Below are 26,827 nucleotides of genomic sequence, written 5' to 3'. Positions count from 1 at the left end.
TTTAGCGCTACTTGGCAGCACCTTTTTTAGACGGATGAAAAAGCTATTGCCCTTTAGATGTCCGATGCGGAGCTTGTTTTTGTAAAGAAATTTTAAAAATATTAAATAAAAAAATTAATTTTATGCCAACTTGTGACAAAATTTAGGCTCAAAAATCAAAAAAAATGTCTAGATAAAATTTGCTAAATTTGATGAAAAATTTAGCCGCAGGGTAAATTTATATATTTTTAAATATAATCACGCTCTGGCACGGTAAGCGGTCGCTTTTGCGTCTTGCAAAAGAGGAAAGTCCGAGCTGCGATAAGACAAAGTTCCATCTAACGGATGGCTAGGGAAACCTAAGGGATAGTGTAACAGAAAGCAAACTTCCGCCTTGGCGGTAAAGGTGAAACGGCGGGGTAAGAGCCCACCGGCGCGCTTGGTAACTTGCGTGGCCATATAAACCCAACTTGCAGCAAGAAGGGATGGTTTTGGTCTTATATTAAAACCCTTCGCTAGAGCTTGTTTGTAAAAGCAAGAGTAGATAAATGATCGCTCAAGACAGAACTCGGCTTAACGCCGTGCCTTTTAAATTTAAAGTGAAATTTAGAGATATTCAAGACAAGCCGGCTTTTAGCCGTGCCTTGAAATTTAGTTATTGATGTATTTTTGAGCTTTTTGTAGCTTTATAAGCTCACTTTGGATGTGTGAAGACTTGCTTTTAAAAAGCTCTATCGCGCCACCTATCAAGGCCTTTGCTTCTTCAGCTGCAGCTAAGCTTTTAAACATATCTTCGTTGAAATTTTGTGATAAAACAGCTAGCTTTCTGACATCCTCGTCTATTAATGCTAGCTTAAACTCATTGACCCAGCTATTCACCTGATGTTACCTCCCTCCATGCTTCTGATAACTGCTTTACGACGTTTGTTACTTCATTTAGCGCGGCAATATCATTTTGGATATTAGCCATCGCGAGAAGTTGCATCTGTCTTGTATAAAGGCCGCTAAGATAGTGAGCTACGTCGCCTTGAGAATAATCAAGCGAGTTTAAAAGCTCAACAAAAATAGCGTTTGTTCTATTTATGTAGTAGACTTTTTTCTCTATATCTCCAGCTTCGATCGCTTTTTTGGTGCGAAATATAAATTTCAAAATCCCATCATAAAGCATTTCTATTAATTTAGTAGGGGACTCAATGCCCCCAAAACTCGACTGTGCGTATGCACTATATGCGCTTTGATTCATTTTTTTCTCTTATTTTCTACTGTTTATTTCAGCATCTATCATTGATTTTAGAGTTGAGAACTGATTTTCCAAACTAGCAATGATAGCGTTGTACTTGATAAAGCGCTCTTGCATCGTTGTATATTTCTCATCTAAAAGCTTTTGAGTGCTCTCTTTATTTTTAGTGATAGACTCACTCTCATCTTTTAGCTGATTTTGCATAGCGATCATAGTGCCTTTCTTGCCAACAGCCCCATCAAGCATCTTAGCTAGCTTTGTAAAAAGACCATCAGTTTTTTTAGTCACTGGATTTACGGTGGCTTCGCTCATACCAAGAGTTGCTAGTGCAGAAGCTTTGCCTTTTACCTCGATATTTTCGCCATCGCTTCTTTTTAATATGATCCTCTTGCCGCTTTGATCAAGGCTAGCTGTGACTCCGTCGATGCCAGCGTCATTGATAGCTTGTTGAAGTTTTAGAGCGTTATCTTCAACTGTCCCGCCAGCTGTGGTTGAAAATATAACTGACTTACCATTTATCGTAAGATCGCCAGCTTGGATATTTAACGCACCTGCGCTAACGGTTGAGTTACCCATGTAGCTTATCGGCTCAGTCTTGCTTGAACCCATGAAAAATTTCTGAATTTCTTCTGGATCTTTGCTAAGAGCTGCGTTAAATTTATTTAGATCAAGCTGAAGCTGACCGTCTTTATCTGGCACTATGCCAAATTTACTTAGCGCTTTGCCTTCACTATCTTGACCATTTACTAGACGTCCGATGTTTGATCTAAGGCTTGAAATTTCACTCACACCTTGAAAAGTGCCAGCACCTTTTTCTTCGTCATATTTTGTAGCGATCTCAAGGTTCATTGTCATTAGGTTGTAGTCTTTTATAAACTCTTCAACCGCTTTTACGACCTCTTCGGTGTTTTGAGAGATGCTGACATTTGTCTTGCCAGTCTCATTTAGCGTGATATTTACGCCCGGTCTTAGATCATCAAAGCTGTTTTTACTTCTTTTAATATTTACGCCATTATATGTAAATTCTGCATCTTGCGCTTTTAGAATTCTATTTTTCTCCAAATTTGATGTCATCTTTGGCGAGCCATCAGGATTTGTTAGCGCTGTGCCGTGCTCGTCTGTATCTTGAAACTGCGTATCGTCCCAGCCAAGCTTGTCTAAAATGCCAGCAGTGTCGTTTGAAAATTTAATAGTCTGTGTAGCGCCAGTGCTACCTGATTGAAGCATTATTTGATTTGGCTTATCGCCGCCAACATTTAAAATTCTAGCTTGCAACTTGCCGCCACTTACGTCATTTATCTTATCAACGATATCTTGATACGTTGTCGATCTTGTCACACCGATAGAGAATTTTTGTCCGTCTATCTCAACGTCAAATGAGCCAGTATTTGTCGCACCCACCATGCTTGAAGAATTTTTGAAATTCTTGCTTTGAAATGTATCTTTTTGAGCAAGTTTTTGCACATCGATACTAAAGCTTTGCACGCTAACGCCATTTGCTGCTGAAGCTGTGACGCTTTTGCCAGCGTTATTTGTATTTCTTTTTAGATAAAGTGCCTCGCCGCCAAGTGTTTTGCCACTAACATTTACGTTGCTAACAAGAGTTTTTAGAGCCGCAAGGTCCTTTTGCTTAAGCTCATTTTTCTCCAGCCTTGTTGTAAGTGGTTTGATCTGTCCAGCCTCATCAGCCTCTTTTAGTTTCTTGATAAGCTCATCGTTTAGGCCGCTATTTTTTGTACCGATGCCTAAATTTGTTACGTTACCTACTGCCATTTTTAACTCTCCTTGTCAAAAAGTATTCCGATACTTTCTTTGAAATACTCGCTGATTTTTATAGCTTCTTTGCTCGGAAGCTGTGTTATCTCTTCGCCTGTTTTGGCGTCTTTTACTTGCACTACCATTAAATTTAACTTCTCGTTGTAAGCAAATCTTACATTAGTATCGAGCTGTTGCATCTGATAGTTTAGCCTATCAGTGACCTCTCTTGTTTTTCTAGCAAGATCCTCATTGCTAAGTCCGTCAAGCTCGTTAGCATCCTTTGATTTGCCGTTTTTGTCGGCATTTACTTTGACATCAGAGTGCTCGATAGGTCTGCTATCGATTTGACGCTGAGCCGATGTGCTCATGCTTGCATCAAGTGTTTGATTTGCCGCTGCTTTGAAAATTTCCATAGTTTTACTCCTTAAAACTTACGCTAGCTCCTACATCGGTAAAATTTTAAATTCCTTTAGTATTTATATAAATTTTTGATTATTTAGGTTAAAATCGAGCAAAATTTATAGGACGGGATATGAAAATTTCATTTGAATGCGACTGCATTTTGCTGCAAAAGACTTTGCTGCTTTTTTGTGGAAATTTAGCCGCTCATCATAAGGATTGTGATTTTGTAGTAAGTGACCGCGAGATCGTCACAAAAAAACCGCTATTTATAATAGGTAAGAACGCTCATCTTTCTCATCCATTCACAAGAGCCACTCTTCTTGATACACTCGAGGAGTTTTACTCAGCCACACAAATTTCAAAGGCAAAAGAGCCAGATCAGATAGCAAATGAAAAGAGTTTGGAGCAAAAAGTATCACTTTTAATTGATAAATTTAAAGCTGATCTGCTTGAAATTTTAAGGGCAAATCAGTGAAACTCTACACCAAAATTTCAAGTGGTAAATTTAAAGGCAAAAGGCTTGAGTTACCAAGTCTAAGCACGACAAGAAGCACAAAAAGCATCGTAAAAGAGTCCTTTTTTAACGTCATTAGAGATGAAATTTACTCACTTACATTTATAGAGGGCTTTGGCGGAAGCGGCGTGATGGCAAGCGAGGCTGTTAGCAACGGAGCGCGCGAGGCTATCGCTATCGAAAAAGATAGAGCTGCTTTTAAGATCACGCAAAGCAACCTTGCAAGCCTGCAAAGTCCAAATTTAAAAGCAATAAATGGCGACAGCTTTGCGCTTTTGCCTGATCTTGTAAATTCGCAAAATGGCAAGGTTTTACTCTATCTTGATCCGCCATTTGACATAAGAGCTGGCTTTGATGATATCTACGAAAAGCTCGTAAATTTGATCTCACAGCTAAAAAAAGAGAAAATTTATATGATAGTTTTTGAGCATAACAGCGACTTTAAATTTAATGATGAAATTTCTGCGTATAAGCTTGTTAAATTTAAAAAATTTGGAGCCACTTCTCTCTCTTATTTTCAGTAAAATTTGGAACATCTTTTGCTTTTAAAACCTAAAATAGCTAAATTTTAGGAAAAAATATGAAAAAAATTTTATCTTTTGTAGCAGCTTCAGTGATAGCTACTTCAGCCTTTGCTACGCAGATAAAAGAGCTTGCAAATATCGTTGGCGTAAGGGATAATCAGCTAATAGGCTATGGTTTAGTCGTCGGACTAAACGGCACAGGGGACGGCTCAACGTCAAAATTTACGATCCAGTCGCTATCAAACATGCTTCAAGGCGTAAATGTCAAGATAAATCCAGATGATATCAAGTCTAAAAACGCAGCTGCTGTTATGGTGACAGCAAAATTGCCTGCATTTGCAAGGCATGGCGACAAGCTTGACATAGAGATCTCATCTATTGGCGACGCTAAGAGCTTGCAGGGCGGTACACTTCTTATGACTCCGCTAAAAGGCGTTGATGGCGATATCTACGCTTTGGCTCAAGGACCTCTAAGTATCGGCGGCAAGAGCGCAGGCAGAAGTGGCGGCAATCACCCAACCGTTGGCACTATCTTAAATGGTGCCCTTGTGGAGCGTGAAGTAACTTACGATATCTACAACCAAGATAGCATAAAACTAAGCCTAAAAGATACAAATTTTAAAACCGCTCTTGATATCCAAAATGCCATAAATGCAAACATCTCAGACGATACTGCAAAGGCGATAGATCCAAGAACGGTTATCGTTAAAAAGCCAGATGATGTTAGCATCATCGAGCTTGCAAGCGCCGTGCTTGATCTTGATGTGGAGTATAAACCAGATGAGAAGATCGTAGTTGATGAGAGAACTGGCACGATAGTTAGCGGTATAAACGCAGTAGTTAGTCCAGTCGTTATAACTCACGGCGCCATAACTATAAAGATAGAGCCAAACAGCTACGAAGAGGCGGCGCAAAATGATGTAAATATAGGTAGCGACACCTCAGTAGCCCCTAGTCAAAATCTACTTAAAATTTCAGGCGAGAAAACAACCGTTGCAAACGTGACAAGGGCGCTAAACAAACTCGGCGCAACACCAAGTGATATCATCTCGATACTTGAAAATTTAAAAAGAGTTGGCGCGATACAAGTCGATCTGGAGATAATATAATGCAAATAGACAACACTTTAGCACTAAATTCATATAATGACATCTCAGCAAACAAGATAAAAAATGCAAATGCCAAACAAGATGCACTTTTAAAAGAGCAAACAGATGCTTTTGAAGCATTTATGGTAAAAGCTGTTCTTGATATCGCTTTAAAAGAAGATGATAAGAACTCACTCTATCCAAAAGCCGCTGGCAGCGACATTTACAGGTCTATGTATAATGACGCTATGAGCAAAGCTTTGAGTGGAAATTTAGGTTTTTCAGAACTTTTATACGATTTTTTGAAAAGAGACTCTTAAGTAAATTTATATTTTGCCGATGTAGTGATATAAACATTTTATTTTAAGAGGTATAGATATGATAACTCCTTTGAACCAAAGACCAAACTACCAGGCAAATACGCTAAATAAAAATAGCGATGCTAGAGTTGAAAGTGAAAACAAAGAAGTAAAAACAAATGAAAACGCAAGAGTAAAAGAGATAGCTGATGCAATAGCAAATGGCACCTATCAGGTAGATATCTCTAAAACAGCTAAGGCTGTGGCTGATGCGTTGCTGTAAATTTAAAGGAATTTAAATGATAAAGAAGCTTTTGGACGAGGCCATAGGTGAGCTAGACGAGCTTATAAATTTAACGATGCAAGATATCGCCAATATAAAAGAGGCGAAACACTCAAGCGTTGATGAGAGCGTGAAGAAGAAAAATGCTCTCGTGCGCGCTTTTGAAGATACTAAAAGAGCTTTGGATAAAGAGCTACTAAGGGTCTCAAAAGAGAGTGGTACTACGACACTTGCAAGCGTTTTAGATGATGAAGTGAAGTCAAAGCTAGTGCTTATGCGTTCAAAGCTTGAAATTTTGCATAAAGTAAATAAAGAATATGCAAGACACGTCGTTGTTGTTAAGGAGTTTTTTGACTCGCTTAGCAAAAAAGTCTTTGGTACTCAGACTAATGAATACGGTCAAGACGGCAGCGGCACAGATAATAATTTTTACAAATCAAGGGTTTAAAAAATGGCTAATATCTTTATGTCATTAGGCACAGGCGTTTCAGGGCTAAATGCAGCCCAAGTGCAAATAAGCACAACTGGAAACAACATCACAAACGCCGATAGTAACTACTACACAAGGCAGCGCGTAGTGCAGTCTGCGTCTCCAGCGATGAACACTGTCCCTGGTGGCGTTGGCACAGGTACGCAAGTAGATACTGTGACAAGGCTTCACGATGAGTTTGCCTACTCAAGACTAAAATATTCATCATCAAATTTAGAAAATACAGGCTATAAACAGAGAATTTTACAAGAGGCGACAAAATACTTCCCAGATCTAAAAGATAACGGCATGGTGAAAGATATTCAAGAGTATTTTGCTGCGTGGAACAACTTTGCTTCAAACCCAGACGAGGGCGCTCAAAAGGTAAATTTGATAAACAAAGCTAGCGTTTTAACAGCTAGCATCAACCGCTCATCAAAGATGCTTTATGATATGCACACGCAGATAGATGAGACTATAAAGATAAATATAAACGAGATAAACTCACTTGGCAAGCAAATAGCAAATATCAATAAGCAAATTCAAAGAGTTGAGTCAGGCGCAGACGCTGGTATCAAGATAAATGCAAACGACCTTCGCGACAAGCGCGATGAGCTAGAGCTTGCTATGTCAAAGCTGGTAAATACGGCTGTTTATAAAAGCGATCTAAAAAGCGAGTCAAGGATAGATACTGGCATAAGCGATCAAGGAAGATACTACAACCTAAATATCGGCGGTGTGAGCATCGTTGATGGTGTAAATTTTCATGAAATTTCTATGAGCTCAACCGAGAGTGGCCAATACACTAAAATTTATTATGAAAGAGAAGATGGCAGACGTATCCCTATGGAGGAGAAGATCACAAATGGCAAGATAGGCGCCGCGCTTGATCTTAGAGGCCGCAACTACGAGCCAGATAATGATAAATTTAGCGATGGTATCATCCAAAAATATATCGACAACCTAAATACATTTTCAAAAACTTTAATAACTAGTACAAACAACGTCTATGCCGAGTCTGCGGTTGAAATTTCAAACTCAGATCCGATCAGCTACCTAGAAAACGACAAGACGCTGATGAACCACGACAACAGCATAAGAAACGGCAGCTTTGAAGCTATAGTTTATGATAACAAAGGCAACGTCGTAGCCAAAAAGACTATCGAGATAAACGGTACTACGACGATGAACGATACAAAATACGGCAACTCTGTTGTGCAGGATTTTAACTCAAATTCAGACGATAACAACGACAACAACATGCTAAATGACGTCGATGATTTCTTTGAAGCGTCGTATTTTTATGATAAAAATACGCATCAAGGCACATTTGCGCTCATACCAAAGCAAGCTCAAGGGCTTTATAGCATCTCAATAGTCGATCACGGCACAAATTTCCCAGGCGTTGTTGGTATCAACAGATTTTTTTCTGGCACAAACTCAAACACAATAGGCATCAATCAAAATTTCACCCAAGATCATACAAAACTTCGTGCCTACTCTAAGCCAGTTGTCGGAAACAACGAAGTTGCAAACAAAATGATCCAGCTTCAGTATCAAAAGCAGACATTTTACTCAAGTGGCACTGCGCTTGATAGAGATGAGACGATCGAGGGATATTACCGCTATTTTACGACCGATATGGCGAGCGATACCGAGGCGAACAACACTATCCACGACACAAATACATCTTTGCAAAGGACTGCTGAAGAGGAATTTCAATCAACAAGTGGCGTAGACACCAACGAAGAGCTTACAAACTTAATCCGCTTTCAAGCAAGCTACGGTGCAGCAGCAAAGATCATCACGACAGTTGATCAGATGCTTGACACGCTTCTTTCACTAAAACAATGAGCGAACTAAAGAGCCTTTTAGACGCACACGTAATTAGTAAAAATACAAATTCGGGGCTATTTGACGCCCCGGATCCACTTCAAGTAGCTACTAAATTTAAAGAGCCAAACATAGCTCTCATTTGTGCGTTATTTGCCTATGGCAACGCAAAAATGATAATGAAATTTCTAAATTCGCTTGAATTTAGCCTGCTTGATGAGAGCGAGCAAAATATCAAGAAAAATCTGTCAAATTTCAAATACCGCTTTCAAAATGAAAATGATGTGAGAGAAATTTTCATCACACTTTCACGCCTGAAAAAAGAGGCAGACATAGAAGAAATTTTACGCCAAGGTCTTGCAAAAAACGGCGAGATGATAGAGGGCGTAAATGAGCTTATTAAATTTATTTACAGGCTAAATTCTTACCGCTCAGATGGCTATGAGTTTTTCTTTGGTAAGAGTTTTGAGAGGGAGCCACAAAGTCCATATAAACGCTACAATATGTATCTTCGCTGGATGGTGCGAGATAGCGACATCGATCTTGGGCTATTTAAAAATTTGCCAAAAGATAGACTTTTGATGCCACTTGACGTGCACACGCATAGGGTTTCTTTAAATTTAGGGCTTATAAACAGAAAGAGCTACGACTTCAAAGCGGTTATGGAGCTTACAAAAAAACTTAGAGAATTTGACGAGCTTGACCCGATAAAATACGACTTTGCGCTTTATAGGATAGGGCAGAGAAAAGAGCTAGAAACTATCGTAAAAAATCTTAAAAAATAAAAATTATTGCTAAATTTTTAAATTTAGGATAGACTTGCCATACAATTTTATCCATAAGGAGCTTGTATGAAAAAAATCGTTTTACTAAGTGCAGTTTTAGGAACTTTACTTTTTGCTCACGAGGGTCATCACTTTGATCCAAAGGCTGGCGAACATCTAGTCATACCTGTTAATGAGCTAAGCGAAAAGGGCGATAAGAGCGTTGGCGAAGTAGTAGCTGTTAAGACAAACTACGGCGTTGCGTTTTTTCCAAATTTAAAAGGTCTTCCTGCAGGACTTCACGGCTTTCACGTTCATCAAAATGCTGATTGTGGCGCGACTGAGAAAGGCCTTGGCATGAAAGCAGGTGGTCACTGGGATCCAGCTGAGACAAAGATGCACTCATTTGCATGGGACGATAAGGGTCACAAAGGCGATCTACCAGCACTTTACGTAGATGCCGATGGCAATGCAAACTACCCAGTGCTAGCTCCAAAGATCAAAAACCTTGACGAGCTAAAAGGTCACTCACTAATGGTTCACGTCGGTGGCGATAACCACAGTGACCAACCAAAAGCACTTGGCGGCGGCGGCGCTAGAATGCTTTGCGGCGTTATTAAGTAATAAAGCCCCCACAAAAAGCCTTTAAATTTAATGTTTAAAGGCTTTTTAAAATTTCTCGCTCAAATTTAACCTTCATTTCTAAGATGAAATTTCAAAATTTTAAACTACAATCCGCTTTTAACTTAAATTTATAAAAGAGTAAAAATGGAATTTGACTTACTTAGCTATGTCGTCTTCTTTGTGGCCGCATTTTTGGGTGGTTTTATCGATGCGATCGCAGGAGGCGGCGGACTGATCACCTTGCCAGCTATCATGGCAATGGGCGTGCCACCCCATCTAGCCCTTGGCACAAACAAGCTTCAAGGCGTCTTTGGAAGCTTTACTGCAACGCTAAATTTCACCAAAAAAGGGCTCATCGACTATAAAGAGTGCTTTGTTGGCATAGTTTTTACATTTATTGGAGCTGCTATCGGAGCTACGCTCATCTTGTTTTTAAATGCAAATTTCTTAAAAATAATCATCCCATTTTTACTAATCGCCATCTTTATCTACACGCTTTTTATGCCAAAAATAGGCGAAAGCGACAGAGCTGCAAAGATGAATGAGAGGCTATTTTATGTCATCTTTGGGCTTATTTTAGGTTTTTATGATGGCTTTTTTGGCCCAGGAGCTGGCTCGTTTTGGATGTTTGCGATGGTGGCACTTATCGGGCTAAATTTAAAAAAGGCGGTCGCTCATACGAAAGCTTTAAATTTCACCAGCAACATCGTAGCGCTTGGCGTTTTTATAGCAGGCGGGCAGATACTTTGGCTAGTTGGCTTTTTGATGGCTGTAGGGCAAATTTTAGGAGCATATTTTGGCTCAAATTTAGTCATCAAAAAAGAGGTTAAATTTATTAGAACGATGTTTTTGATAGTTGTCGCAGCGACCATTTGCAAACTGCTTTTTGACTACTTCAAGGCTTAAAATTAAAAATGTTTTAACAATAATTTTGTTACAATCACGCAAAATTCTAAATCTAAGGTAAATCAATGAAAGATTTGTTTCTATTCTCAAATTTGCTAAACCATTCACATGCCTTTGTCTATGCGTTTCACTTTTGCCTTGTAGCTTTGATCATCCTCATCGTTGCCTATATCGCAAGGAGCAAGATGCAGCTTGTGCCAAGAGGCCTTCAAAACATAGTTGAGGCTTATTTAGAGGGCGTTATCTCTATGGGCAAGGATACTTTAGGTAGCGAAAAGCTAGCTAGAAAATACCTCCCACTTGTCGCAACTATCGGTTTTATTGTATTTTTCTCAAATGTCATCGGTATCATCCCTGGCTTTGAGTCACCAAGCTCAAGCTTAAATTTAACTCTAGTTTTGGCTTTGGTTGTATTTATTTACTACAACTTTGAGGGTATTAGGGAAAATGGCTTTTTCAAATACTTTGGACACTTTATGGGACCAAACAAATTTCTAGCTCCGATAATGTTTCCAGTCGAAGTCATCTCACATCTTTCACGTGTAGTTTCGCTCTCTTTCCGTCTTTTTGGTAACATCAAAGGCGATGACTTGTTCTTGCTTGCGATGCTTACACTTGCACCTTGGTTTGCTCCGCTTCCAGCGTTTGCACTTCTAACACTTATGGCTGTTTTGCAAACATTTATCTTCATGATGCTAACTTACGTTTATCTAGCTGGTGCAGTCGCTATTAGCGAGCACGAGCATTAAAATTTAAAGCCATATTTTTATATGGCTTTTCTATTTTTAAATTTATTCTACAAAAATATTTTTAACCTATATAAATAGATCACCAAAGCTCCCCTTTAGATATTTTAAAAGAAAGTATCGCTAAAATACGCACTAAAAATTTGTATAAATTTAAAGGTAAAAATATGTTTGAAGTCGTTATCGGTTTAGAAGTTCATACTCAGCTTAATACAAAAACTAAAATTTTCTGCTCTTGCTCGACTAGCTTTGGTGACGAGGCAAACACTCACGTTTGTCCGACCTGCCTAGCTCTACCTGGAGCTTTGCCTGTGCTAAATAAAGAGGCGGTCAAAAAGGCGATCAGCTTTGGCACAGCGATAAACGCCAAAATCAATAAAAAATCAGTCTTTAATAGAAAAAACTACTTCTACCCAGACCTTCCAAAGGCATATCAAATTTCGCAGTTTGAGATACCTATCGTGGAAGGTGGCGAGCTCATCATCGACGTAAACGGCACTAAAAAACGCATAGGCGTAACCAGAGCGCACCTTGAAGAGGACGCTGGCAAAAATATCCACGAGGAAAACGAGAGCCTAGTTGATCTAAACAGAGCTGGCACGCCGCTTCTTGAGATAGTTAGCGAGCCAGATCTTAGAAGTAGCGACGAGGCGGTGGCTTATCTTAAAAAACTACACTCAATTCTTCGCTTTTTAAACATCAGCGACGCAAATATGCAAGAGGGAAGCTTCCGCTGCGACGCAAACGTCTCTATCCGTCCAAAAGGCGATACCAAGCTTTACACAAGGGTTGAGATAAAAAACCTAAACTCATTTAAATTTATCCAAAAAGCGATCGACTACGAAGTAGAGCGCCAAAGCGCAGCGTGGGAAGATGGTAAATATGACGAAGAGGTCTATCAAGAGACAAGGCTGTTTGACACGACAAATTTAGTGACAAGATCGATGCGCGGCAAAGAGGATAGCGCGGAGTATAGGTACTTTCCTGACCCTGACTTGCTGCCTGTTGAAGTGCCAGAAGAGATGTATAATGAAGCGATCAAAATTCCAGAGCTTGCCGAGCAAAAGGTCGCAAGATACGTTAGCGAGCTTGGCGTAAAAGAGAACGATGCACTAAATTTAACCCAAAGCGTTGAGATGGCTAGATATTTTGAAGAGCTGATCGCCGCTGGAATTCAGCCAAAGCTCGCTACTACGTGGCTTATAGTCGAGCTTCTTGGCCGCTTAAATAACGGCGTAACGATCGAGACAAGCCCAGTTAGCAGCGCTAAGATGATAAATTTACTAAAACGCATAGAAGATGGCACGATAAGCGGCAAGGCTGCAAAAGAGGTGCTAGACTATCTAATAGAAAATGACGCGGACGTCGATAGCGTCATCGAAAAGCTTGGCTTGAAACAAGTGAGCGACGACTCAGCGATCATTGCTATCATAGATCAAATTCTAGCTGCAAACGCCGACAAAGTCGAAGAGTACAAAAACGGTAAAGATAAGATGTTTGGCTTTTTTGTCGGTCAGGTGATGAAAGAGGGTAAGGGTGCCTTTAACCCAGGCAAGGTCAATGAGCTTTTAAAGGCCAAAATAGGCTAAAAAAGGGCTAAAATGAGCATAGCAGTCATCGGAGCTGGCAAGTGGGGCAGTGCGCTTTTTCACGCATTTAGTGAAAATAACGAGTGCGTCATCAGCTCAAGAACGCCAAGAGAGATGCCAAATTTTGTAAGCTTGGATGAAGCTTTGGAGTGCGAATATCTAGTTTGCACGATCCCAACGCAAGCTACAAATTTATGGCTAAAGCAAAACTACAAAAACAAAGGTCAAAAGATATTGGTTGCCAGCAAGGGCATAGACACGGCAAATCTTAAATTTCTAAATGAAATTTATGAAGACTTTGTTGATAGAGAAAATTTAGCCTTTCTCTCAGGGCCAACCTTTGCAAAAGAGATCATGCAAAAGTTGCCTTGCGCCTTGGTGGTAAATTCTAAAAATCAAAATTTAGCTTTAAAATTTGCTTCTTTTTTCCCAAGCTATATGAAAGCATACACATCTGATGATGTGATCGGCGCTGAGGTGTGTGGAGCCTATAAAAACGTGATCGCCATAGCTGGTGGCATCTGCGACGGACTTGGTCTTGGCAACAACGCAAGAGCTAGCCTCATTTCACGTGGGCTTGTCGAGATGGCTAGATTCGGCAAATTTTTTGGTGCAAAAGACGAGACATTTATGGGGCTAAGCGGCGCAGGGGACCTGTTTTTAACCGCTTCATCGATACTCTCGCGTAACTACCGCGTAGGTCTTGGCATAGCAAGGCACGAGAGGCTAGAGAAAATTTTAAATGAGCTTGGTGAGGTGGCAGAGGGTGTGGATACTGCAAGGGCTATTAGCAAGATCGCTAAAGAAAAGGGCATATATGTGCCCATAGCCAGTGAGGTTGAAAATATGCTAAATGGCAAAGACGTTTTTGAGAGCGTTAAATCGCTTTTGGGAAGAAGATGAGAGCTTTTAAATTTATACTTTTTGTGGCTATTTTTGCTATGGGGTTAAACGGTGCTGAAGTTAGCCTAAGAGCCAAGGTCTCGCAGATGATAATGGTTGGCTTTAACGGAGCTAGCACAAAAGACGCTGCGTTTCGCGCGATGTTAAGCGACGCTGGATATGAGAGATTTGGCGGAGTGATGCTACTTGGCAGAAACGTCACTAGCAAAGCCCAGCTAAAAGCTAGCATAAAGGCTATCAAAGAGAAAAGTCCTAAAATTTTCATCGCTATCGACGAAGAGGGCGGTAATGTGAGCCGCATGAAGGATAAGAGCTTTGACGGCCCATATCCTAGCGCATACGAGGTCGCAAGCACGCTTGATATCAAAAGCGCATACGATCTCTACTCAAAAATGGCTATAAATTTAAAAGAGTGCGGCATAAATTTAAATTTTGCCCCAGTGGTCGATCTACACGATGAAAACTCACCGATCATCGCCGCTAAACAAAGGGCATTTAGCGAGTATGCAAGCAAGGTGGTGATCTACGCTGATGCTTTTATGGACGCATTTAAAGAGCAGGGCGTGATAACTACGATCAAGCATTTCCCGGGGCATGGCAGCTCAAAAGAGGACTCACATAAAAATAAGAGCGAAGTCACGCTAAGTAAAGACGCGCTACTGCCATACAAAGACGCCATAAGCACTGGTAGAGCACAGATCATCATGGTCGGACACCTTTTTGTAAAAGGCATCGACGAGGACAATCCAGCCACACTTTCTAAAAAAATAATAACCGATCTCTTGCGAAATGAGCTTAAATTTAATGGCGTGGTCATCAGCGATGATATGCTAATGAAAGGCGTTGGCGACGAGACATTGGCTCAAAAAGTGGTGAAATTTATAAACGCTGGTGGCGATATCTTGCTCTTTAGCGAGTTTAAGATAAATAACCAAAGAACGGCCGATTTAGTAACTCAGATCATAATCGATGCTGTAAATGAGAAAAAGATCAGCAAAGAGCGAATCGACGCATCATACAAGAGGATAATGGCTCTAAAAGCGAAGCTTTAAATTTACGCTAATGAGTTTAAATTTACTCAATTGATAAATGTAAATTTGAGTAAAAATTTAATAGTTTAGACGTAAATTTTAGGGCTTGCCTAAAATGCCTGAGCCACTCTCACAGCCCATCAAATTCTTTTTTTAGTTCGCCTCTTAGCTCTTCGGCTCTATCTTCGCCGTTTTTGAAATTTGCCTTTACAAAGCCGTCGATCTCGTCTAAAATTTCAACAAGTTCGCTCTCCCAGTTTGCATTTTCTTGTTTTAAAAGTGCTTCTAGCTTATCTCTTGTCTGCTCGAGCTGATCCAGTGCTTTGTCCTTGTTGCCAGCCTCGTTTAGCGCATCTTCAAAGAGTATGTCTTGCCTTAGAGCGTTTATCTTTTTTAAGATGACATTGCAAAATTTAGGGTATTTCTCAGCGTTGCTTAAATTTTCTAAAACCTCTTGCGCAACCTTTTGATAGGCAGGCACTGCCCCCTCATCGTCAAGCTTTTTGGTTAGTTTTTGTATCTGAAAATATAAAATAAGCGCTGCAAAAAACGCAAGCAGCAAATAAATCGTAACGCTATTCATTTTTACTCCTTTTTCTAAATTTATCCACGCTAATTATCGCTAAAGCCAGCCAGATCATACAAAATGAGACGACTTTGTAGCCGTCTAAAATTTCGCCATAAATAAAGACCGCACAAAGGATCGCGATAGTTGGCGAGATGTATTGTAAGTAGCCAATCGTCGTTAAATTTATCCTTGTAGCAGCTGCGTTAAATGCGACAAGTGGCACGATGGTGACGATGCTTGAAGCGATCATTAAAAGCGAGTCTTTATTTAGTCCAAAGTGGCTTTGCGAGTGAAAAACCAGCCATAAAACATATCCAAGTGCAAATGGAAACATAAAAAATGTTTCGATAAAAAGCCCGTTAAATGCGCTAATCTTCGCCATCTTTCTAACCATCGCGTAAAATCCAAACGAAAGTGGCAAGATGATAGAGACAAGTGGCAGGCCACCTTTGGCATAAATTTGCACGCAGACAGCTGCGATGACGATGCAAACGGCTATGGCGCTAGCTTTGCTCAGGCGCTCTTTAAAGATGATGACGCCAAGGAGCATGCTTATCAAGGGATTTATAAAATATCCCAAACTCGTATCTAAAATTTTGCCGCTACCCACCGCATAGACATAAACGCCCCAGTTTATGGTGATAAAAATACCGCTTAAAAATAGAGCCTTTAGTGAGCGGATATCCTTAAGAAGCGCAAAAATTTCGCCCATTTTGCCATTAATGCAAAGCACTGCCGCCATCAAGAAAAATGACCAGATGATCCTGTGGGCTAAAATTTCATAAGCATCGACATCTTTGCTAAATAGGTTGAAATAAACCGCCAAAAATCCCCACATAAAAAAGGCGCTAAGCGCGAGAATAACGCCTTTTTGGCTCTCATTTAGTCTTGGTATTTTTGTCGCCTTTTATAGAATTTATACTATCTATCATCAAAAGCGTGACAGAGATGGCTAGGCAGATCATCAAAAAGTATGAGCTTTTCTCCAGTCTCTCGCCGATGGCAAATGAGACAAAAAGCATCATTATAGGCTCAAAATATGTAAGCAAACCTAGTACATTTATCGGCACGAGCGTGCTTGAGAGGATCTGGGCGATGAGGGCTATGCCGCTGATAGCACCAAGCAAGATGAGCAGATAGTAGATGTTTGGATTTTGGCTCATTACGTAGTCCATATCGGCTGTGAGCGCAAAATAAAATGAGAATAAAAACATAAAAATTATCTCTATAACAAAGCTTGAGAAATTTGCAAGGTTGTAGTACTTTCTAATGGTAAAATAGACTGGATAAAGGCAAAAAACTACAGCGCTCTCCCACGAGATGCCACCACTAATGACTGCTGTGCTAAAGACGCCAATGGCAGCGAAAAATATCGATGCTAACTTTGTTTTTGAGAGGTGCTCTTTGAAAAATATCCGTCCAAAAAGGACCATGACTATTGGCATGATGAGGTAGCCTATCGAGACTTTTAGCGCTGCGCCGTTACTTGGAGCCCAGAGATAGAGCCACATCTGAAATGAGACGATGAGCGAGGTAACAAGCAAAACTAGTAAAATTTTAGGTTTTAGCTTTATTTTTAGAAGTAAAAATTTGAAATTTCGCTGCTGTTTTAACAAAAAAATGGCGGCGATGACAAAAGGCATGGCAAAGATCATGCGGTATCCAATAAGAGCTTGCGTGCTGATGGGGTTCATGAGCACTGACATGTAGTAGATGCAGTTAAATAAAACTGATGCCAAAAGCGAATAAAAAATGCCTTTTATCATGAAAAAAATCTTCTCTTTTTCTGGGTAAATTTAAAGTAGCGATTGTATGTAAAATATCTTTAATAACCCATTAATGGCTTTTATTTTTTAAGTTTTGCGTGATATAATCTGCACTAAATTAAGGCAAAAGATAGGAAAAATTTATGACTTGGAACAGAGATAGTTGGAGAGAATTTAATATCTTGCAACAACCAACTTATCCAAATTTAAAAGAGCTAAAAGAGGCTGAAGAAAAACTAAAAGCACTTCCGCCTTTGGTATTTGCTGGCGAGGCTAGAAGTCTTAAAAATGAGCTTGCAAAAGTTTGCAATGGCGAGGCCTTTTTGCTTCAAGGTGGCGACTGCGCTGAGAGCTTTACAAATTTTAACGCAAACAACATCAGAGATATGTTTAAGGTCCTGCTTCAAATGGCGATAGTTTTAACCTTTGGCGGTGGCTGTCCAGTGGTCAAAGTAGGTCGCGTAGCAGGGCAGTTTGCAAAGCCTAGAAGTAGCGATTATGAAGAGGTAAATGGCGTTAAGTTGCCAAGCTATAGAGGTGACATCATAAATGGCTTTGAATTTGACGAGCAGGCAAGAGTTCCTGATCCAAAACGCATGATCGAGGCTTACTATCAAAGTGCTTCTACGATGAACCTCTTAAGAGCCTTTTCAAGAGGAGGTTTGGCTGACCTTCATCAGGTGCATAAGTGGAATTTAGGCTTTGTTAAAAAGCCAGAGATCGGTGAGAAATATGCAAAACTAGCTGACGATCTAACAAAAACTCTATCTTTCATGGCAGCTTGTGGCATCACTTCGGCAAATACCCCAGCGATAAATCAAACAGCAGTCTATACATCTCACGAGGCGCTACTTTTGCCTTATGAAGAGGCACTAACTAGGGTTGATAGCCTTAGTGGCGAGTGGTATGACTGCTCGGCTCACATGCTTTGGATAGGCGAGAGAACACGCGGCGTAAACGACGCTCACGTGCATTTTTTAAGCGGCGTGAAAAATCCTATCGGTGTAAAGATCGGACCAAGTGCAAAGGCAGAAGATGTCATCGCGCTTGCAAATAAGCTAAATCCAGAAAATGAAGCTGGCAGGCTAAATGTGATAATCAGAATGGGCGCTGACAAGATCGGCGAAAATTTACCAAAAATTTTAAGAGAGCTAAAGCGCGAGGGGCTAAATATCGTTTATAGCATCGATCCTATGCATGGCAATACCGTTAAAGCCTCAAACAACTACAAAACTCGTGAATTTAGTAAAATTTTAAGCGAGGTTAGAAGCTTTTTTGAAATTCATAAAGCCGAGGGCACAAGGGCTGGCGGCGTGCATCTTGAGATGACTGGCAAAGATGTGACAGAGTGCACTGGTGGCGCACTAAATATCACTGAAAACTCGCTAAAAGAGAGATATGAGACGCAGTGCGATCCAAGACTAAATGCTGATCAGGCTTTAGAGCTTGCATTTTTGATGGCAGATCTAGTTAAAAAAGCTTAAAATTTATAAAATTTGGAGAAAATATGACAAATGTTTATGACCTAATAGTAGTTGGCGGCGGACCTTGTGGTATAGCTAGCGTAGTAGAGGCTAAAAGAAATGGCTTAAGTAATGTTTTGCTCCTTGAAAAAGGCGACAACCACAGCCAAACGATCAGAAAATTTTATAAAGATAATAAACGCGTAGATAAAGAGTATAAAGGGCAAGATAGCACGATACATGGGCTAGTTTCGTTTGAAGATGGCACAAAAGAGAGCACGCTTGATTATTTTGACAAGCTACTTGACTCTGAGAATATCGAGGCGTTTTTTAACTCTGAGGTCGAAAGCGTAAAAAAAGAGGGAGAAATTTTTAAAGTAACTACCTCAAAAGCTGTCTATGAAGCCAAAAACGTGATGGTCTCGATCGGCAAAATGGGACGACCAAACAAACCTGACTATAAGATACCGCCATCACTAAATTCAGTTGTAAATTTTAATCTTGATAACTGCACAAACGGCGAAAAAGTGCTAGTTGTGGGCGGTGGCAACTCTGCGGTTGAGTATGCTATCGAGCTTTGTCAGTATAATAAAACGACGATCGCTTACAGAAAAGATAAATTTAGCCGTGTGAATGAGACAAATTTAAGCGCTCTTTGGGAGCTTGAGAAGCATAATAAGATAAAAGTAAGACTAAATCACGATATAACCGAGATCGATAATGAATCAGGCAAGGTAAGAGTGCATTATGAAAATGGCAAGATCCGTGTCTATGACAGGGTTGTCTATGCGATCGGTGGCTCAAGTCCGGTTGATTTTTTACAAAAATGTCAGATAAAAACTGATGAAAAAGGCACTCCGATAGTTGATAGCAATTACCAAAGCAGCGTGCCAGGACTATACGTGGGAGGCGACATCGTTTTAAAAAATGGCGGCTCGATAGTAGTCGGACTAAATCACGCTCATAGCGTCATCAAAGATATCTTAAAAGGCAGGCACAAGCTTGATAAATAAAATCGCACTAGCTATTGTTTGTCTGATAGCTGGCTTTTCTCTCTCGTTTTTGAAATTTCAAAAAGAGGACGAGGCGCCAAAAGATACTAATCAAACGATTTATTCTATAAATTTTGATGATCTCCCAGAAGAAGAGAAGCAAAGATATGTAAGCAAAGACGATCTTTACGAGTATGGCGGTTACATCACGCCAAAGAGCTACATGCAAAATTTTGTTGATGACAAGGATCTAAATTTATCAAACAATGTAAATGAGCTTCAAGAGCAAGTGCGCGAGCTAAGCAAAAAAAATGAAATTTTAGCCGCTGATAATGTCGATATGAGCGAGAAAAATTTAGACTTCATAAGCAAAATTGCAGAGATGAAAAGAAATATCGAAAATGAAAAAAACGAGATAGTAGAAAAAAATCAAAAGGCTCTTGGCGAGCTTGAGGCGCAACACTTTGAAAATATCCAAGCTTTGACAAAGCGCCTAAATGAAGCGCAAGCTGATATGATAGAGAGCTCAAAGGCTTATGAGAAAAAGATAATCGACCTTGAAAATGCGATAAATGACGCTAGAAATGGCGATGAGAGCAAACTTAAAGATGCCAAGGCCAGCTTTAATAAATTTAAAGAGAGCTTTGAGGCAAACTACACCGCTTTAAAAGAGCAAAATAACGAGCTAAATGCGACGCTTACGCAAAAAGAATCTCTTATAAAAGAGTATGAAAAAGCTCAAAGCGAAAAAGATAGAGGCGAAAAAAAAGAAATTTTGCTTTTAAAAGAGGAGATCGAGCGAGTTAAAAATGACGCCGACACTCAAAAATTTAGCTACGAAAAAGAGATAAATGCGCTAAATGATGGCTTTGAGACGCAAAAGAGCGTTATGGAGGATGAGCTTTCTAAAAAGGCAAATAAGATAATTGACCTGCAGGAGGCTCTTGAATCAAACAAGACCGCACTAAAAGATAGAATTTACGAGCTTGAAGAGATCAAGAAAAATCTAAATTCAAAGGATCTAATGGCGCAAAGCTATAATGGCAAAAATTTAGAGCTAAATGCCTCGCTTGCGGCGCTTCACAAGAGCTTTGATGATCTAAAACAAAAGAGTTTAAAAAGCGAGCAAGAGAACAAGCTTGCAAATGAAAATATAAGCTCGCTTAAAAAAGAGCTTGAGAGGGCAAATGCTCTAAATAAAAAGCTTGAAAAGCAAAATTTAGACGCAAACTCAACTCTAAATGAGCTAAGTAAAAAGCTAAGTTTAAGCGAAGAGAGTTTTAAAAAGAGCCAAGAAGAGCTAAAAGCGCTTGACACAAAGACAACTAAATTTATAAAAACGCTATTTGATCAAAACCAAACCATCTCTTTGCAGTCACAGAAACTTGGCTCAAACGAGGGTGAGCTAAAGAATTTAAGCGCAAAGCTTGATCTAAAAGATGCGAAGATAAAAGAGCTTGAAGAAAATGTCACAAAGACAAGCCAGATGCTCCTCGCCAAGCAAAACGAGTTAGAAACTCAAAAAAGAACGCTAAAGATCGATATGCAAAACTATGAAATTTTGCGCCAGCAGATAAATATGCTACAAAAAAAGATAGTTGATACCTCAACCTTTTTAACCGACAACAACAAAAGTGGCGGCAAAAATTTACTAAGCTTGCAAAATGAACTAGAAAATGCAAAGCAAAAGCTAAACGAGAGCAACAAGACGATCGAGCGGCTAAACTCAAAGATAAGCGAGCTAAGCTCGAGCGGTCATAAAGGCGGAGCCGTAAATGCCCAGATCATCGAGCTTCAAAAAGATATAGAGCAAAATTTAAACAGGCAAGACGAGCTTGAAAACGAAAATGTAAATTTAAAAAATATCTTGCAAGCTACGACAAAGCCTGAGACCCCAACAAAGCTCGTCCTCATCTCTAGCATCGAGTGTGACGACATGGACGCAAAAGACAAGGTCAGCATAATGTGCAAAAACAGAGTGAGCGAGTTTTTGCAGAGATTTAACTCAAACTACATGTATGAGATCATCCCGATCGTGGATAAGAAAAATTTTGTCATCCCATCAAATGTCGCTCAAAATATCAAAAAAGATGACCTTGGCAAGCTAAATAACTACGTAAATTACGGTGTTGGCAAAGAGCGTGCAAAGGCAGCTGCTGAGCTTATCAAAGAGGAATTTGGCGACTTTGCAAGGATCAGCTTTAGCTCCGAAGTAATCGTAAAAGATGTGACGCGCGGCTTTATCATCAAGGTTTATAGATGATCTTAGCCCAGCTTGAAAATGGCTATCGCTACAACAGCGATACGCTCGTTCTTTATGATTTTATTTGCGCGAGCTTTGGCGAAATTTCTGGCAGAGTTTTGGATGTTGGAGCAGGGTGTGGGATACTTGGACTTTTGCTTAAGCGTGATTTTAAAAAGATAGATCTAAGCATGCTTGATATTTTGGAGCTAAATAGCGAAATTTCTAGCTTTAACGCAAAGAGCAACTGCCTAGAGGCTAGAGCCATAACGGCTGATTTTGCAAATTTTAAAGATAGTGAGAAATTTGATCTAATCATCTCAAATCCGCCCTTTTATCATGACGGTGTTACAAAAAGCCAAAATGAACACATAAAAGTTAGCAGATATGCAAGCTCGCTAAATTTAAAGGATTTTATAAGAGGCATAAGCGTAAATTTAAAGCCACATAAAAGGGCGTTTTTTTGCTATGCGCCAGATGATCTTAGCGAGATAGTGGCATGCTTGAAAGAGTATAAACTAAATTTGGTGAGCTTAAAATTTGTCCATACCAAAAAGGATAAGCCAGCAAATTTGGCTTTACTTGAAGTGCGAAACAACTCAAACTCAAAGCTAAAAGTCCTGCCACCTCTTGTGATGAGTAAAGATGGCTCACACACGAAAGAGGCAAGCGAGATCTTTAAAAAAGCAGATACAAACAGCGTCTCTTACAAGGAGATAGCGTGAGGGCTGATGGTTTTAGCTATGAGTTTGATCCTAGCTTTTGCGAGAGTTGCGGAGGCAAATGCTGCACTGGCGAGAGCGGCTACATCTGGATAGATGAGGGTGAAATTTTAAAATTTTGTGCCGCATTTGGTATGTCAAAAGATGAGTTTGAGAGTAAATTTTTAATACGTATCGGGCTTAGGCGAAGCATCAAAGAAAAGCCTTATGATGACGGTTTTGCTTGCATATTTTTTGATGAGAAGAGCAAAAACTGCTCGGTTTATGAGCTAAGACCTAAGCAGTGCAGGACATTTCCGTTTTGGGATTATTTTAAAAAAAAATTAAAGGAGCTAAGAGCAGAATGCATTGGCGTAAAATTTTAATAATTTTTATAAGCGTATTTTTTAGCACGCATCTGCTTGCGGATGATAACAAAAGTGTAAATTTACGCCTAATGCAAGCTCTCATCTCACAAGATAGTGGCGATGTAAATGCTAGCATCCAAACCTATCTAGGACTTTTTAAAGAGACAAATCAAAAGACCTATCTAAAAGAGGCGATCAAGCTAGCCTTTGCTACAAAAAATGAAAATTTAGATAGCCTCATGGCTGAGGGCGAGAAGAGCTTAAAAGATGATAGCGATTTTATCAGGATCAAGGTTGCAAATTTAGTCAATCTCTCTAAACTAAACGAGGCAAAGGAGCTGATGCAAGAGCTTGCCACAAAAGAGCCAAACGCTCAAAATTTGCTCATGCTTGGCACCATTTGCATGATGCAAAATGATACGGTAACGGCGCTAAAATATTTTGAAGAGGCATACTCGCTAAAGCCTGAAGAGGAGAATTTACTCCGCATCGTTGATATACTTTTAAACCGCATGGACAATGTAAATGATGCGACAAAATACCTCGAGAAATTCCGCGAGGAGCAGGGCTGCACTCAAAAGACATGCGAGCTTTTAGCTGAAATTTACTCTCAGCAAAGAAATTTCCCAAAGGTGATCGAGCTTTTTGAAGAGATATACGACATCACTCACGACACCTCTTATCTTGACAAGATCGTGCAGTATTTTGTCTATGCTAAAAATTATAAAGCGGCTATTGAAATTTTGAAAAAATATGGCTACAACGACGCTACACTGATGGACCTTTATGCTGCGACTGGAAATTTTGGCGATGCATACGTTTTGGCGGTTAAAATTTATAACGATAGCAGGGATCTAAATTTCTTAGCAAAGGCTGCCATCTACGAGTATGAGATGAACAAAGATAGCCTAGACGAGAAAAAGATCACTGATATCTTAGATAAATTTGAAGCTAGCGTGCCAAAGCTTAATAACGATATGTTTTTTAACTACTACGGCTACTTGCTCATTGATCACGAGATAGACCCTAGAAAGGGCGTGGAGATGGTGCAAAAGGCGCTTGAGATCTCGCCAGATTCGCCTTACTACGAGGACTCGCTAGCGTGGGGGTACTTCAAGCTTGGAGAGTGCAAAAAGGCAAAGGGCATAATGAGTCACGCGATGAAAGATGTTGATTTTAGGACTTCAAAAGAGGCAAAAGAGCACCTGCATCTAATCGAGCGCTGCATAATAAATTTAAACAAAAGGCTTAAAAAATGATACTTGATGAGATCATAAAAAAGACAAAAGAGGATCTAAAAAAGCGAAAAGCTGACTATCCGCAGGAGTGGCTAGGTCGCTCGCTCGCATACAACCCATACGTGCCAAGAGACGTTTTGGGCGCACTTAGATCAAGTAAAGATGAGCCTATAAAGATCATAGCCGAGATAAAAAAAGCAAGTCCAAGCAAAGGCGTGATAAGAGAGGACTTTGAGCCGATCAAGATCGCTCAGGAGTACGAGCAGTACGCAAATGCTTTTAGTATCCTAACAGAGCCTCACTGGTTTAAGGGCGACATCGAGTACATCACGCAAGTTCGTCGCTACGCCTCAAGGCCGATCCTTAGAAAAGACTTTATCGTTGATAAATATCAAATTTTAGAAGCGCTTGTTTATGGAGCGGACTTTATCCTGCTCATCGCAAAAGCGCTAACTCAAGGCGAGCTAAAAGAGCTACTTGAGTACGCGTACCACTTGGGGCTTGAGGTCTTAGTGGAGACCCATGACGCGAGCGATGTGAAAAAGGCGATCTTTGCAGGGGCAAATATAATAGGGATAAATCATAGAAATTTAGATGATTTTACGATGGATATGAGCCTTTGCGAAAAGCTCGTGCCGCTTTTGCCAAATGGCAAGATAATAGTCGCTGAAAGCGGTCTTTACGAGCATGAGCAGCTTTGTGAGCTAAACAAGATCGGAGTTGATGCCTTCTTGATAGGAGAGCATTTTATGAGGCAAGATGATATAAAAAATGCCGTTAAAAAGATAAAGGAGGGCGAGTGATGCAGCACCTTTGTGCCCCTTGGAGAAGCGAGTATTTCAGCGCAAAAAAAGATAGTTGCGTCTTTTGCGAGATCATAAATTCAAAAGAGGATGACGAAAAAAATGGCGTGCTTTTTCGTGCTAAGCACTGCTTTGGGATCATGAATTTATACCCATATTCGCCAGGTCACTTTATGATCATACCAAATCACCACACCGACAAGATCGAGGAGCTTGACGAGCAGACGTGGTTTGAGATGAGTAAATTTGTAAGGCTTGGGGTCGAAATTTTAAAGCGCGAGCTTCACGCGCAAGGCGTAAATATCGGTATGAATTTAGGCAAGGCAGCAGGCGCTGGCATAGCTGAGCACGTGCACTATCACCTTGTGCCAAGGTGGAGCGGGGATACAAATTTTATCACAACGATCGCCGATGTCAGGGTAAATGGCACTCCGTTTCATCCGCTTTATCAAAAGCTAAAAAAGGCTTTTAGTGGCGTTATTTGAGCTTGATATCGAGCAGTGGCTTGAAAAAAGAGGCGAGTTTGAAGTCCTGATAGACGCTAGATCGCCGCATGAGTATGCCTACTCGCACATAAAAGATGCTCTAAATTTATACGCACTTGATGACGCTGAGCACAAAGAGGTAGGCACGATATACAAAAGTGACAGGGCTCTAGCCAAGAGCCTTGGAGCAAAATATATCTGCAAAAATTTACAAAACATCATCGATGAGGTCTATAAAAGAGCCAAGGTTGGCTCAGCGGTTGGCATCTACTGCGCAAAGGGCGGACTTAGATCAAGCTCGGTTGCCTATGTGCTAAGCATGATCGGATATAGAATTTACAGACTAAATGGCGGCTACAAGGCTTATAGAAATCACGTTTTGGAGTTTTTAGAGCGTCCTTTAAGCACGAAATTTATCACTCTTTTTGGCAACACTGGCTGCTATAAAAGCAAGCTTATAAGAGCACTCTCACCGTCAATCGACCTTGAAGCGATGGCAAATCACTTAGGCTCAGTCTTTGGCGCGATAAACGGCGCGCAGCCTAGCCAAAAAAGCTTTGAAGACGCGCTCTTTGAAGAGCTCATCACACTAAAAGATGAAATTTGCTTTATTGAGGGCGAAAGTAGAAGGATCGGCTCGCTAACACTTCCAAAAAGCCTTTATGAGGCGATGCGTTGCGGCATCTGTGTTGAGATTAGGGTAAGTTTAGAAAATAGAATTTCATGCATCACAAGCGACTATAAAAGCGTGGATAAAGCCTTTTTTGATGAGTGCATAAAGAAAATTTCGCCCTTTATAGACAAAGAGGCTAGAGATGAGGCGGTGGCTAAATTTAACGAAAATGACATCGCCAAAGTGGCTGAAATTTTACTCACAAAATACTACGACAAGGTCTATAAGAAAAATGAAAACATTGATGTTTTTATAAGCTCTGACGACTTTGAAGAGGCTGTAAAAAAACTAAATTTGATAAGAGATGAGGCTAAATTTTAAATCCTTTTGACGCTTTATTTGGGGTAAATTTTATCTCTAAATTTAAATTTGCTCTCTTTGGTTAGGTCAAATTTACTTTTAAATTTAAAGTAGATCGTTTTCGCACTAAAAAATGGCTTAGCTTAAGGCTGTTTTTATACTTTTGCATAAATTTCTTGCCATTTTTGTGAAAATTTCTAGTTAAATTTTCTGGCTTGGTTGCTTGGTTGCTTGGTTGCTTGGTTGGCTGGTTGGCTGGTTGGCTGGTTGGCTGGT

Annotated in this window: 31 protein-coding genes, 1 other RNA gene and 1 pseudogene; 24 read left to right on the top strand and 9 right to left on the bottom strand. The window is 40.1% G+C overall.

Annotated elements, in window-relative coordinates; translation table 11 throughout:
• Positions 1-90, bottom strand: a pseudogene (locus F3G91_RS10350) (hypothetical protein); the annotation flags it as partial.
• 154 nt (positions 91-244) lie between these two features.
• On the opposite strand from F3G91_RS10350, the gene rnpB reads away from it, so the two are divergent.
• An RNA gene (gene rnpB, locus F3G91_RS01035) (RNase P RNA component class A) lies at positions 245-571 on the top strand.
• Positions 572-630: 59 nt separating this feature from the next.
• Here the strand turns inward: rnpB and F3G91_RS01030 are convergent.
• From F3G91_RS01030 to flaG, 4 genes are read right to left on the bottom strand one after another with little or no spacing between them, the layout of a single operon-like run.
• Positions 631-858 (bottom strand): hypothetical protein, encoded by a 228-nt coding sequence (locus F3G91_RS01030; protein WP_103599304.1) that lies wholly within the window; start codon positions 856-858, stop codon positions 631-633.
• The gene (gene fliS / locus F3G91_RS01025) at positions 851-1,222 is read right to left on the bottom strand and encodes a flagellar export chaperone FliS (protein WP_035167483.1); all 372 of its coding nucleotides are present in this window, start codon (positions 1,220-1,222) and stop codon (positions 851-853) included. The genes F3G91_RS01030 and fliS overlap by 8 nt, the downstream gene beginning before the upstream one ends.
• Before the next feature lie 9 nt (positions 1,223-1,231).
• Positions 1,232-2,992, bottom strand: a complete 1,761-nt coding sequence (gene fliD, locus F3G91_RS01020; RefSeq protein ID WP_149700421.1) for a flagellar filament capping protein FliD — start codon at positions 2,990-2,992, stop codon at positions 1,232-1,234.
• Between the two features lie 2 nt (positions 2,993-2,994).
• Positions 2,995-3,390, bottom strand: coding sequence for a flagella length regulator FlaG (flaG, locus tag F3G91_RS01015; RefSeq protein WP_002942325.1), 396 nt, complete (start codon positions 3,388-3,390; stop codon positions 2,995-2,997).
• Between the two features lie 119 nt (positions 3,391-3,509).
• Between flaG and F3G91_RS01010 the strand changes: the two genes are divergently transcribed.
• From F3G91_RS01010 to F3G91_RS00945, 14 genes are all read left to right on the top strand, one after another.
• On the top strand, positions 3,510-3,854 hold the full coding sequence (locus F3G91_RS01010; protein WP_002942345.1) for a hypothetical protein: 345 nt from the start codon (positions 3,510-3,512) through the stop codon (positions 3,852-3,854).
• Positions 3,851-4,417: a 16S rRNA (guanine(966)-N(2))-methyltransferase RsmD gene (rsmD, locus tag F3G91_RS01005; protein ID WP_149700420.1), complete on the top strand. Its 567-nt coding sequence runs from the start codon at positions 3,851-3,853 to the stop codon at positions 4,415-4,417. The genes F3G91_RS01010 and rsmD overlap by 4 nt, the downstream gene beginning before the upstream one ends.
• Before the next feature lie 56 nt (positions 4,418-4,473).
• Complete coding sequence (locus F3G91_RS01000; RefSeq protein ID WP_009293749.1) at positions 4,474-5,526, top strand: flagellar basal body P-ring protein FlgI; 1,053 nt, start codon at positions 4,474-4,476, stop codon at positions 5,524-5,526.
• Positions 5,526-5,825: a rod-binding protein gene (locus tag F3G91_RS00995; protein WP_002942304.1), complete on the top strand. Its 300-nt coding sequence runs from the start codon at positions 5,526-5,528 to the stop codon at positions 5,823-5,825. Before F3G91_RS01000 ends, F3G91_RS00995 begins: the two co-directional genes overlap by 1 nt.
• A gap of 58 nt (positions 5,826-5,883) precedes the next feature.
• Positions 5,884-6,087, top strand: a complete 204-nt coding sequence (locus F3G91_RS00990) for a flagellar biosynthesis anti-sigma factor FlgM (RefSeq protein ID WP_180999541.1) — start codon at positions 5,884-5,886, stop codon at positions 6,085-6,087.
• Positions 6,088-6,103: 16 nt separating this feature from the next.
• On the top strand, positions 6,104-6,535 hold the full coding sequence (locus tag F3G91_RS00985; RefSeq protein WP_002942314.1) for a flagellar export chaperone FlgN: 432 nt from the start codon (positions 6,104-6,106) through the stop codon (positions 6,533-6,535).
• A gap of 3 nt (positions 6,536-6,538) precedes the next feature.
• Positions 6,539-8,410, top strand: coding sequence for a flagellar hook-associated protein FlgK (gene flgK, locus F3G91_RS00980; RefSeq protein WP_012001658.1), 1,872 nt, complete (start codon positions 6,539-6,541; stop codon positions 8,408-8,410).
• Positions 8,407-9,174 (top strand): TIGR02757 family protein, encoded by a 768-nt coding sequence (locus tag F3G91_RS00975; RefSeq protein WP_149700419.1) that lies wholly within the window; start codon positions 8,407-8,409, stop codon positions 9,172-9,174. Before flgK ends, F3G91_RS00975 begins: the two co-directional genes overlap by 4 nt.
• A 66-nt stretch (positions 9,175-9,240) precedes the next feature.
• The gene (locus tag F3G91_RS00970) at positions 9,241-9,777 is read left to right on the top strand and encodes a superoxide dismutase family protein (protein WP_149700418.1); all 537 of its coding nucleotides are present in this window, start codon (positions 9,241-9,243) and stop codon (positions 9,775-9,777) included.
• 144 nt (positions 9,778-9,921) lie between these two features.
• Positions 9,922-10,683 carry a TSUP family transporter gene (locus tag F3G91_RS00965; RefSeq protein WP_103611476.1) on the top strand — a complete coding sequence of 254 codons (762 nt, stop codon included), beginning with the start codon at positions 9,922-9,924 and terminating at the stop codon, positions 10,681-10,683.
• 65 nt (positions 10,684-10,748) lie between these two features.
• Positions 10,749-11,432 carry a F0F1 ATP synthase subunit A gene (locus tag F3G91_RS00960; protein WP_002942300.1) on the top strand — a complete coding sequence of 228 codons (684 nt, stop codon included), beginning with the start codon at positions 10,749-10,751 and terminating at the stop codon, positions 11,430-11,432.
• 164 nt (positions 11,433-11,596) lie between these two features.
• Positions 11,597-13,018, top strand: a complete 1,422-nt coding sequence (gene gatB / locus F3G91_RS00955; protein WP_149700417.1) for an Asp-tRNA(Asn)/Glu-tRNA(Gln) amidotransferase subunit GatB — start codon at positions 11,597-11,599, stop codon at positions 13,016-13,018.
• Between the two features lie 12 nt (positions 13,019-13,030).
• A complete protein-coding gene (locus tag F3G91_RS00950) occupies positions 13,031-13,921 on the top strand; it encodes an NAD(P)H-dependent glycerol-3-phosphate dehydrogenase (protein ID WP_021086264.1) in 891 nt (296 codons plus the stop codon).
• Complete coding sequence (locus F3G91_RS00945) at positions 13,918-14,973, top strand: glycoside hydrolase family 3 N-terminal domain-containing protein (RefSeq protein ID WP_149700416.1); 1,056 nt, start codon at positions 13,918-13,920, stop codon at positions 14,971-14,973. The genes F3G91_RS00950 and F3G91_RS00945 overlap by 4 nt, the downstream gene beginning before the upstream one ends.
• Positions 14,974-15,082: 109 nt before the next feature.
• On the opposite strand, the gene F3G91_RS00940 is transcribed toward F3G91_RS00945, so the two are convergent.
• Genes F3G91_RS00940 through rarD (F3G91_RS00930) form a run of 3 tightly spaced genes read right to left on the bottom strand, consistent with a single transcriptional unit; the run spans position 15,083 to position 17,286 of the window.
• Positions 15,083-15,535: an aryl-sulfate sulfotransferase gene (locus tag F3G91_RS00940; protein ID WP_149700415.1), complete on the bottom strand. Its 453-nt coding sequence runs from the start codon at positions 15,533-15,535 to the stop codon at positions 15,083-15,085.
• Positions 15,528-16,382 (bottom strand): EamA family transporter RarD, encoded by an 855-nt coding sequence (rarD, locus tag F3G91_RS00935; RefSeq protein ID WP_223227828.1) that lies wholly within the window; start codon positions 16,380-16,382, stop codon positions 15,528-15,530. The genes F3G91_RS00940 and rarD (F3G91_RS00935) overlap by 8 nt, the downstream gene beginning before the upstream one ends.
• Before the next feature lie 16 nt (positions 16,383-16,398).
• On the bottom strand, positions 16,399-17,286 hold the full coding sequence (rarD, locus tag F3G91_RS00930) for an EamA family transporter RarD (RefSeq protein ID WP_087583165.1): 888 nt from the start codon (positions 17,284-17,286) through the stop codon (positions 16,399-16,401).
• 143 nt (positions 17,287-17,429) lie between these two features.
• On the opposite strand from rarD (F3G91_RS00930), the gene F3G91_RS00925 reads away from it, so the two are divergent.
• From F3G91_RS00925 to mnmH, 9 genes are read left to right on the top strand one after another with little or no spacing between them, the layout of a single operon-like run.
• A complete protein-coding gene (locus F3G91_RS00925; RefSeq protein WP_149700414.1) occupies positions 17,430-18,770 on the top strand; it encodes a class II 3-deoxy-7-phosphoheptulonate synthase in 1,341 nt (446 codons plus the stop codon).
• Positions 18,771-18,793: 23 nt separating this feature from the next.
• Positions 18,794-19,762: an NAD(P)/FAD-dependent oxidoreductase gene (locus F3G91_RS00920; protein WP_149700413.1), complete on the top strand. Its 969-nt coding sequence runs from the start codon at positions 18,794-18,796 to the stop codon at positions 19,760-19,762.
• Complete coding sequence (locus tag F3G91_RS00915) at positions 19,752-22,004, top strand: coiled-coil domain-containing protein (RefSeq protein ID WP_149700412.1); 2,253 nt, start codon at positions 19,752-19,754, stop codon at positions 22,002-22,004. Before F3G91_RS00920 ends, F3G91_RS00915 begins: the two co-directional genes overlap by 11 nt.
• Positions 22,001-22,708 carry a tRNA1(Val) (adenine(37)-N6)-methyltransferase gene (locus F3G91_RS00910; RefSeq protein WP_149700411.1) on the top strand — a complete coding sequence of 236 codons (708 nt, stop codon included), beginning with the start codon at positions 22,001-22,003 and terminating at the stop codon, positions 22,706-22,708. Before F3G91_RS00915 ends, F3G91_RS00910 begins: the two co-directional genes overlap by 4 nt.
• Entirely contained in the window at positions 22,705-23,070 is a 366-nt protein-coding gene (locus tag F3G91_RS00905; protein WP_149700410.1) for a YkgJ family cysteine cluster protein, read from the top strand. Before F3G91_RS00910 ends, F3G91_RS00905 begins: the two co-directional genes overlap by 4 nt.
• The gene (locus F3G91_RS00900) at positions 23,049-24,311 is read left to right on the top strand and encodes a tetratricopeptide repeat protein (RefSeq protein WP_087582166.1); all 1,263 of its coding nucleotides are present in this window, start codon (positions 23,049-23,051) and stop codon (positions 24,309-24,311) included. Before F3G91_RS00905 ends, F3G91_RS00900 begins: the two co-directional genes overlap by 22 nt.
• The gene (gene trpC, locus F3G91_RS00895) at positions 24,308-25,093 is read left to right on the top strand and encodes an indole-3-glycerol phosphate synthase TrpC (protein WP_149700409.1); all 786 of its coding nucleotides are present in this window, start codon (positions 24,308-24,310) and stop codon (positions 25,091-25,093) included. The genes F3G91_RS00900 and trpC overlap by 4 nt, the downstream gene beginning before the upstream one ends.
• Complete coding sequence (locus F3G91_RS00890) at positions 25,093-25,578, top strand: HIT family protein (protein WP_087582184.1); 486 nt, start codon at positions 25,093-25,095, stop codon at positions 25,576-25,578. Before trpC ends, F3G91_RS00890 begins: the two co-directional genes overlap by 1 nt.
• Entirely contained in the window at positions 25,565-26,572 is a 1,008-nt protein-coding gene (mnmH, locus tag F3G91_RS00885; protein ID WP_149700408.1) for a tRNA 2-selenouridine(34) synthase MnmH, read from the top strand. Before F3G91_RS00890 ends, mnmH begins: the two co-directional genes overlap by 14 nt.
• 61 nt (positions 26,573-26,633) lie before the next feature.
• On the opposite strand, the gene F3G91_RS10180 is transcribed toward mnmH, so the two are convergent.
• Positions 26,634-26,827: hypothetical protein (locus F3G91_RS10180; RefSeq protein ID WP_188116781.1), on the bottom strand; the 194-nt coding region annotated here is incomplete at its 5' end.

The organism is Campylobacter concisus, from assembly GCF_902460715.1.
In the GTDB taxonomy this organism is placed as follows: Bacteria; Campylobacterota; Campylobacteria; order Campylobacterales; family Campylobacteraceae; genus Campylobacter_A; species Campylobacter_A concisus_AK.
This window is presented reverse-complemented; position numbering and strand designations above follow the sequence as displayed.

Coding starts and splice junctions, on each gene's coding strand:
- F3G91_RS00945 (WP_149700416.1), top strand. CDS start 13,918: ATGAGAGCTTTTAAATTTATACTTTTTGTGGCTATTTTTGCTATGGGG.
- F3G91_RS00990 (WP_180999541.1), top strand. CDS start 5,884: ATGATAACTCCTTTGAACCAAAGACCAAACTACCAGGCAAATACGCTA.
- F3G91_RS00920 (WP_149700413.1), top strand. CDS start 18,794: ATGACAAATGTTTATGACCTAATAGTAGTTGGCGGCGGACCTTGTGGT.
- F3G91_RS00960 (WP_002942300.1), top strand. CDS start 10,749: ATGAAAGATTTGTTTCTATTCTCAAATTTGCTAAACCATTCACATGCC.
- F3G91_RS00925 (WP_149700414.1), top strand. CDS start 17,430: ATGACTTGGAACAGAGATAGTTGGAGAGAATTTAATATCTTGCAACAA.
- F3G91_RS00970 (WP_149700418.1), top strand. CDS start 9,241: ATGAAAAAAATCGTTTTACTAAGTGCAGTTTTAGGAACTTTACTTTTT.
- F3G91_RS00900 (WP_087582166.1), top strand. CDS start 23,049: ATGCATTGGCGTAAAATTTTAATAATTTTTATAAGCGTATTTTTTAGC.
- fliD (WP_149700421.1), bottom strand. CDS start 2,992: ATGGCAGTAGGTAACGTAACAAATTTAGGCATCGGTACAAAAAATAGC.
- F3G91_RS00995 (WP_002942304.1), top strand. CDS start 5,526: ATGCAAATAGACAACACTTTAGCACTAAATTCATATAATGACATCTCA.
- F3G91_RS00965 (WP_103611476.1), top strand. CDS start 9,922: ATGGAATTTGACTTACTTAGCTATGTCGTCTTCTTTGTGGCCGCATTT.
- F3G91_RS00985 (WP_002942314.1), top strand. CDS start 6,104: ATGATAAAGAAGCTTTTGGACGAGGCCATAGGTGAGCTAGACGAGCTT.
- flgK (WP_012001658.1), top strand. CDS start 6,539: ATGGCTAATATCTTTATGTCATTAGGCACAGGCGTTTCAGGGCTAAAT.
- F3G91_RS00950 (WP_021086264.1), top strand. CDS start 13,031: ATGAGCATAGCAGTCATCGGAGCTGGCAAGTGGGGCAGTGCGCTTTTT.
- F3G91_RS01000 (WP_009293749.1), top strand. CDS start 4,474: ATGAAAAAAATTTTATCTTTTGTAGCAGCTTCAGTGATAGCTACTTCA.
- F3G91_RS00910 (WP_149700411.1), top strand. CDS start 22,001: ATGATCTTAGCCCAGCTTGAAAATGGCTATCGCTACAACAGCGATACG.
- F3G91_RS00975 (WP_149700419.1), top strand. CDS start 8,407: ATGAGCGAACTAAAGAGCCTTTTAGACGCACACGTAATTAGTAAAAAT.
- rarD (WP_087583165.1), bottom strand. CDS start 17,286: ATGATAAAAGGCATTTTTTATTCGCTTTTGGCATCAGTTTTATTTAAC.
- gatB (WP_149700417.1), top strand. CDS start 11,597: ATGTTTGAAGTCGTTATCGGTTTAGAAGTTCATACTCAGCTTAATACA.
- F3G91_RS00940 (WP_149700415.1), bottom strand. CDS start 15,535: ATGAATAGCGTTACGATTTATTTGCTGCTTGCGTTTTTTGCAGCGCTT.
- fliS (WP_035167483.1), bottom strand. CDS start 1,222: ATGAATCAAAGCGCATATAGTGCATACGCACAGTCGAGTTTTGGGGGC.
- trpC (WP_149700409.1), top strand. CDS start 24,308: ATGATACTTGATGAGATCATAAAAAAGACAAAAGAGGATCTAAAAAAG.
- F3G91_RS00890 (WP_087582184.1), top strand. CDS start 25,093: ATGCAGCACCTTTGTGCCCCTTGGAGAAGCGAGTATTTCAGCGCAAAA.
- flaG (WP_002942325.1), bottom strand. CDS start 3,390: ATGGAAATTTTCAAAGCAGCGGCAAATCAAACACTTGATGCAAGCATG.
- F3G91_RS01010 (WP_002942345.1), top strand. CDS start 3,510: ATGAAAATTTCATTTGAATGCGACTGCATTTTGCTGCAAAAGACTTTG.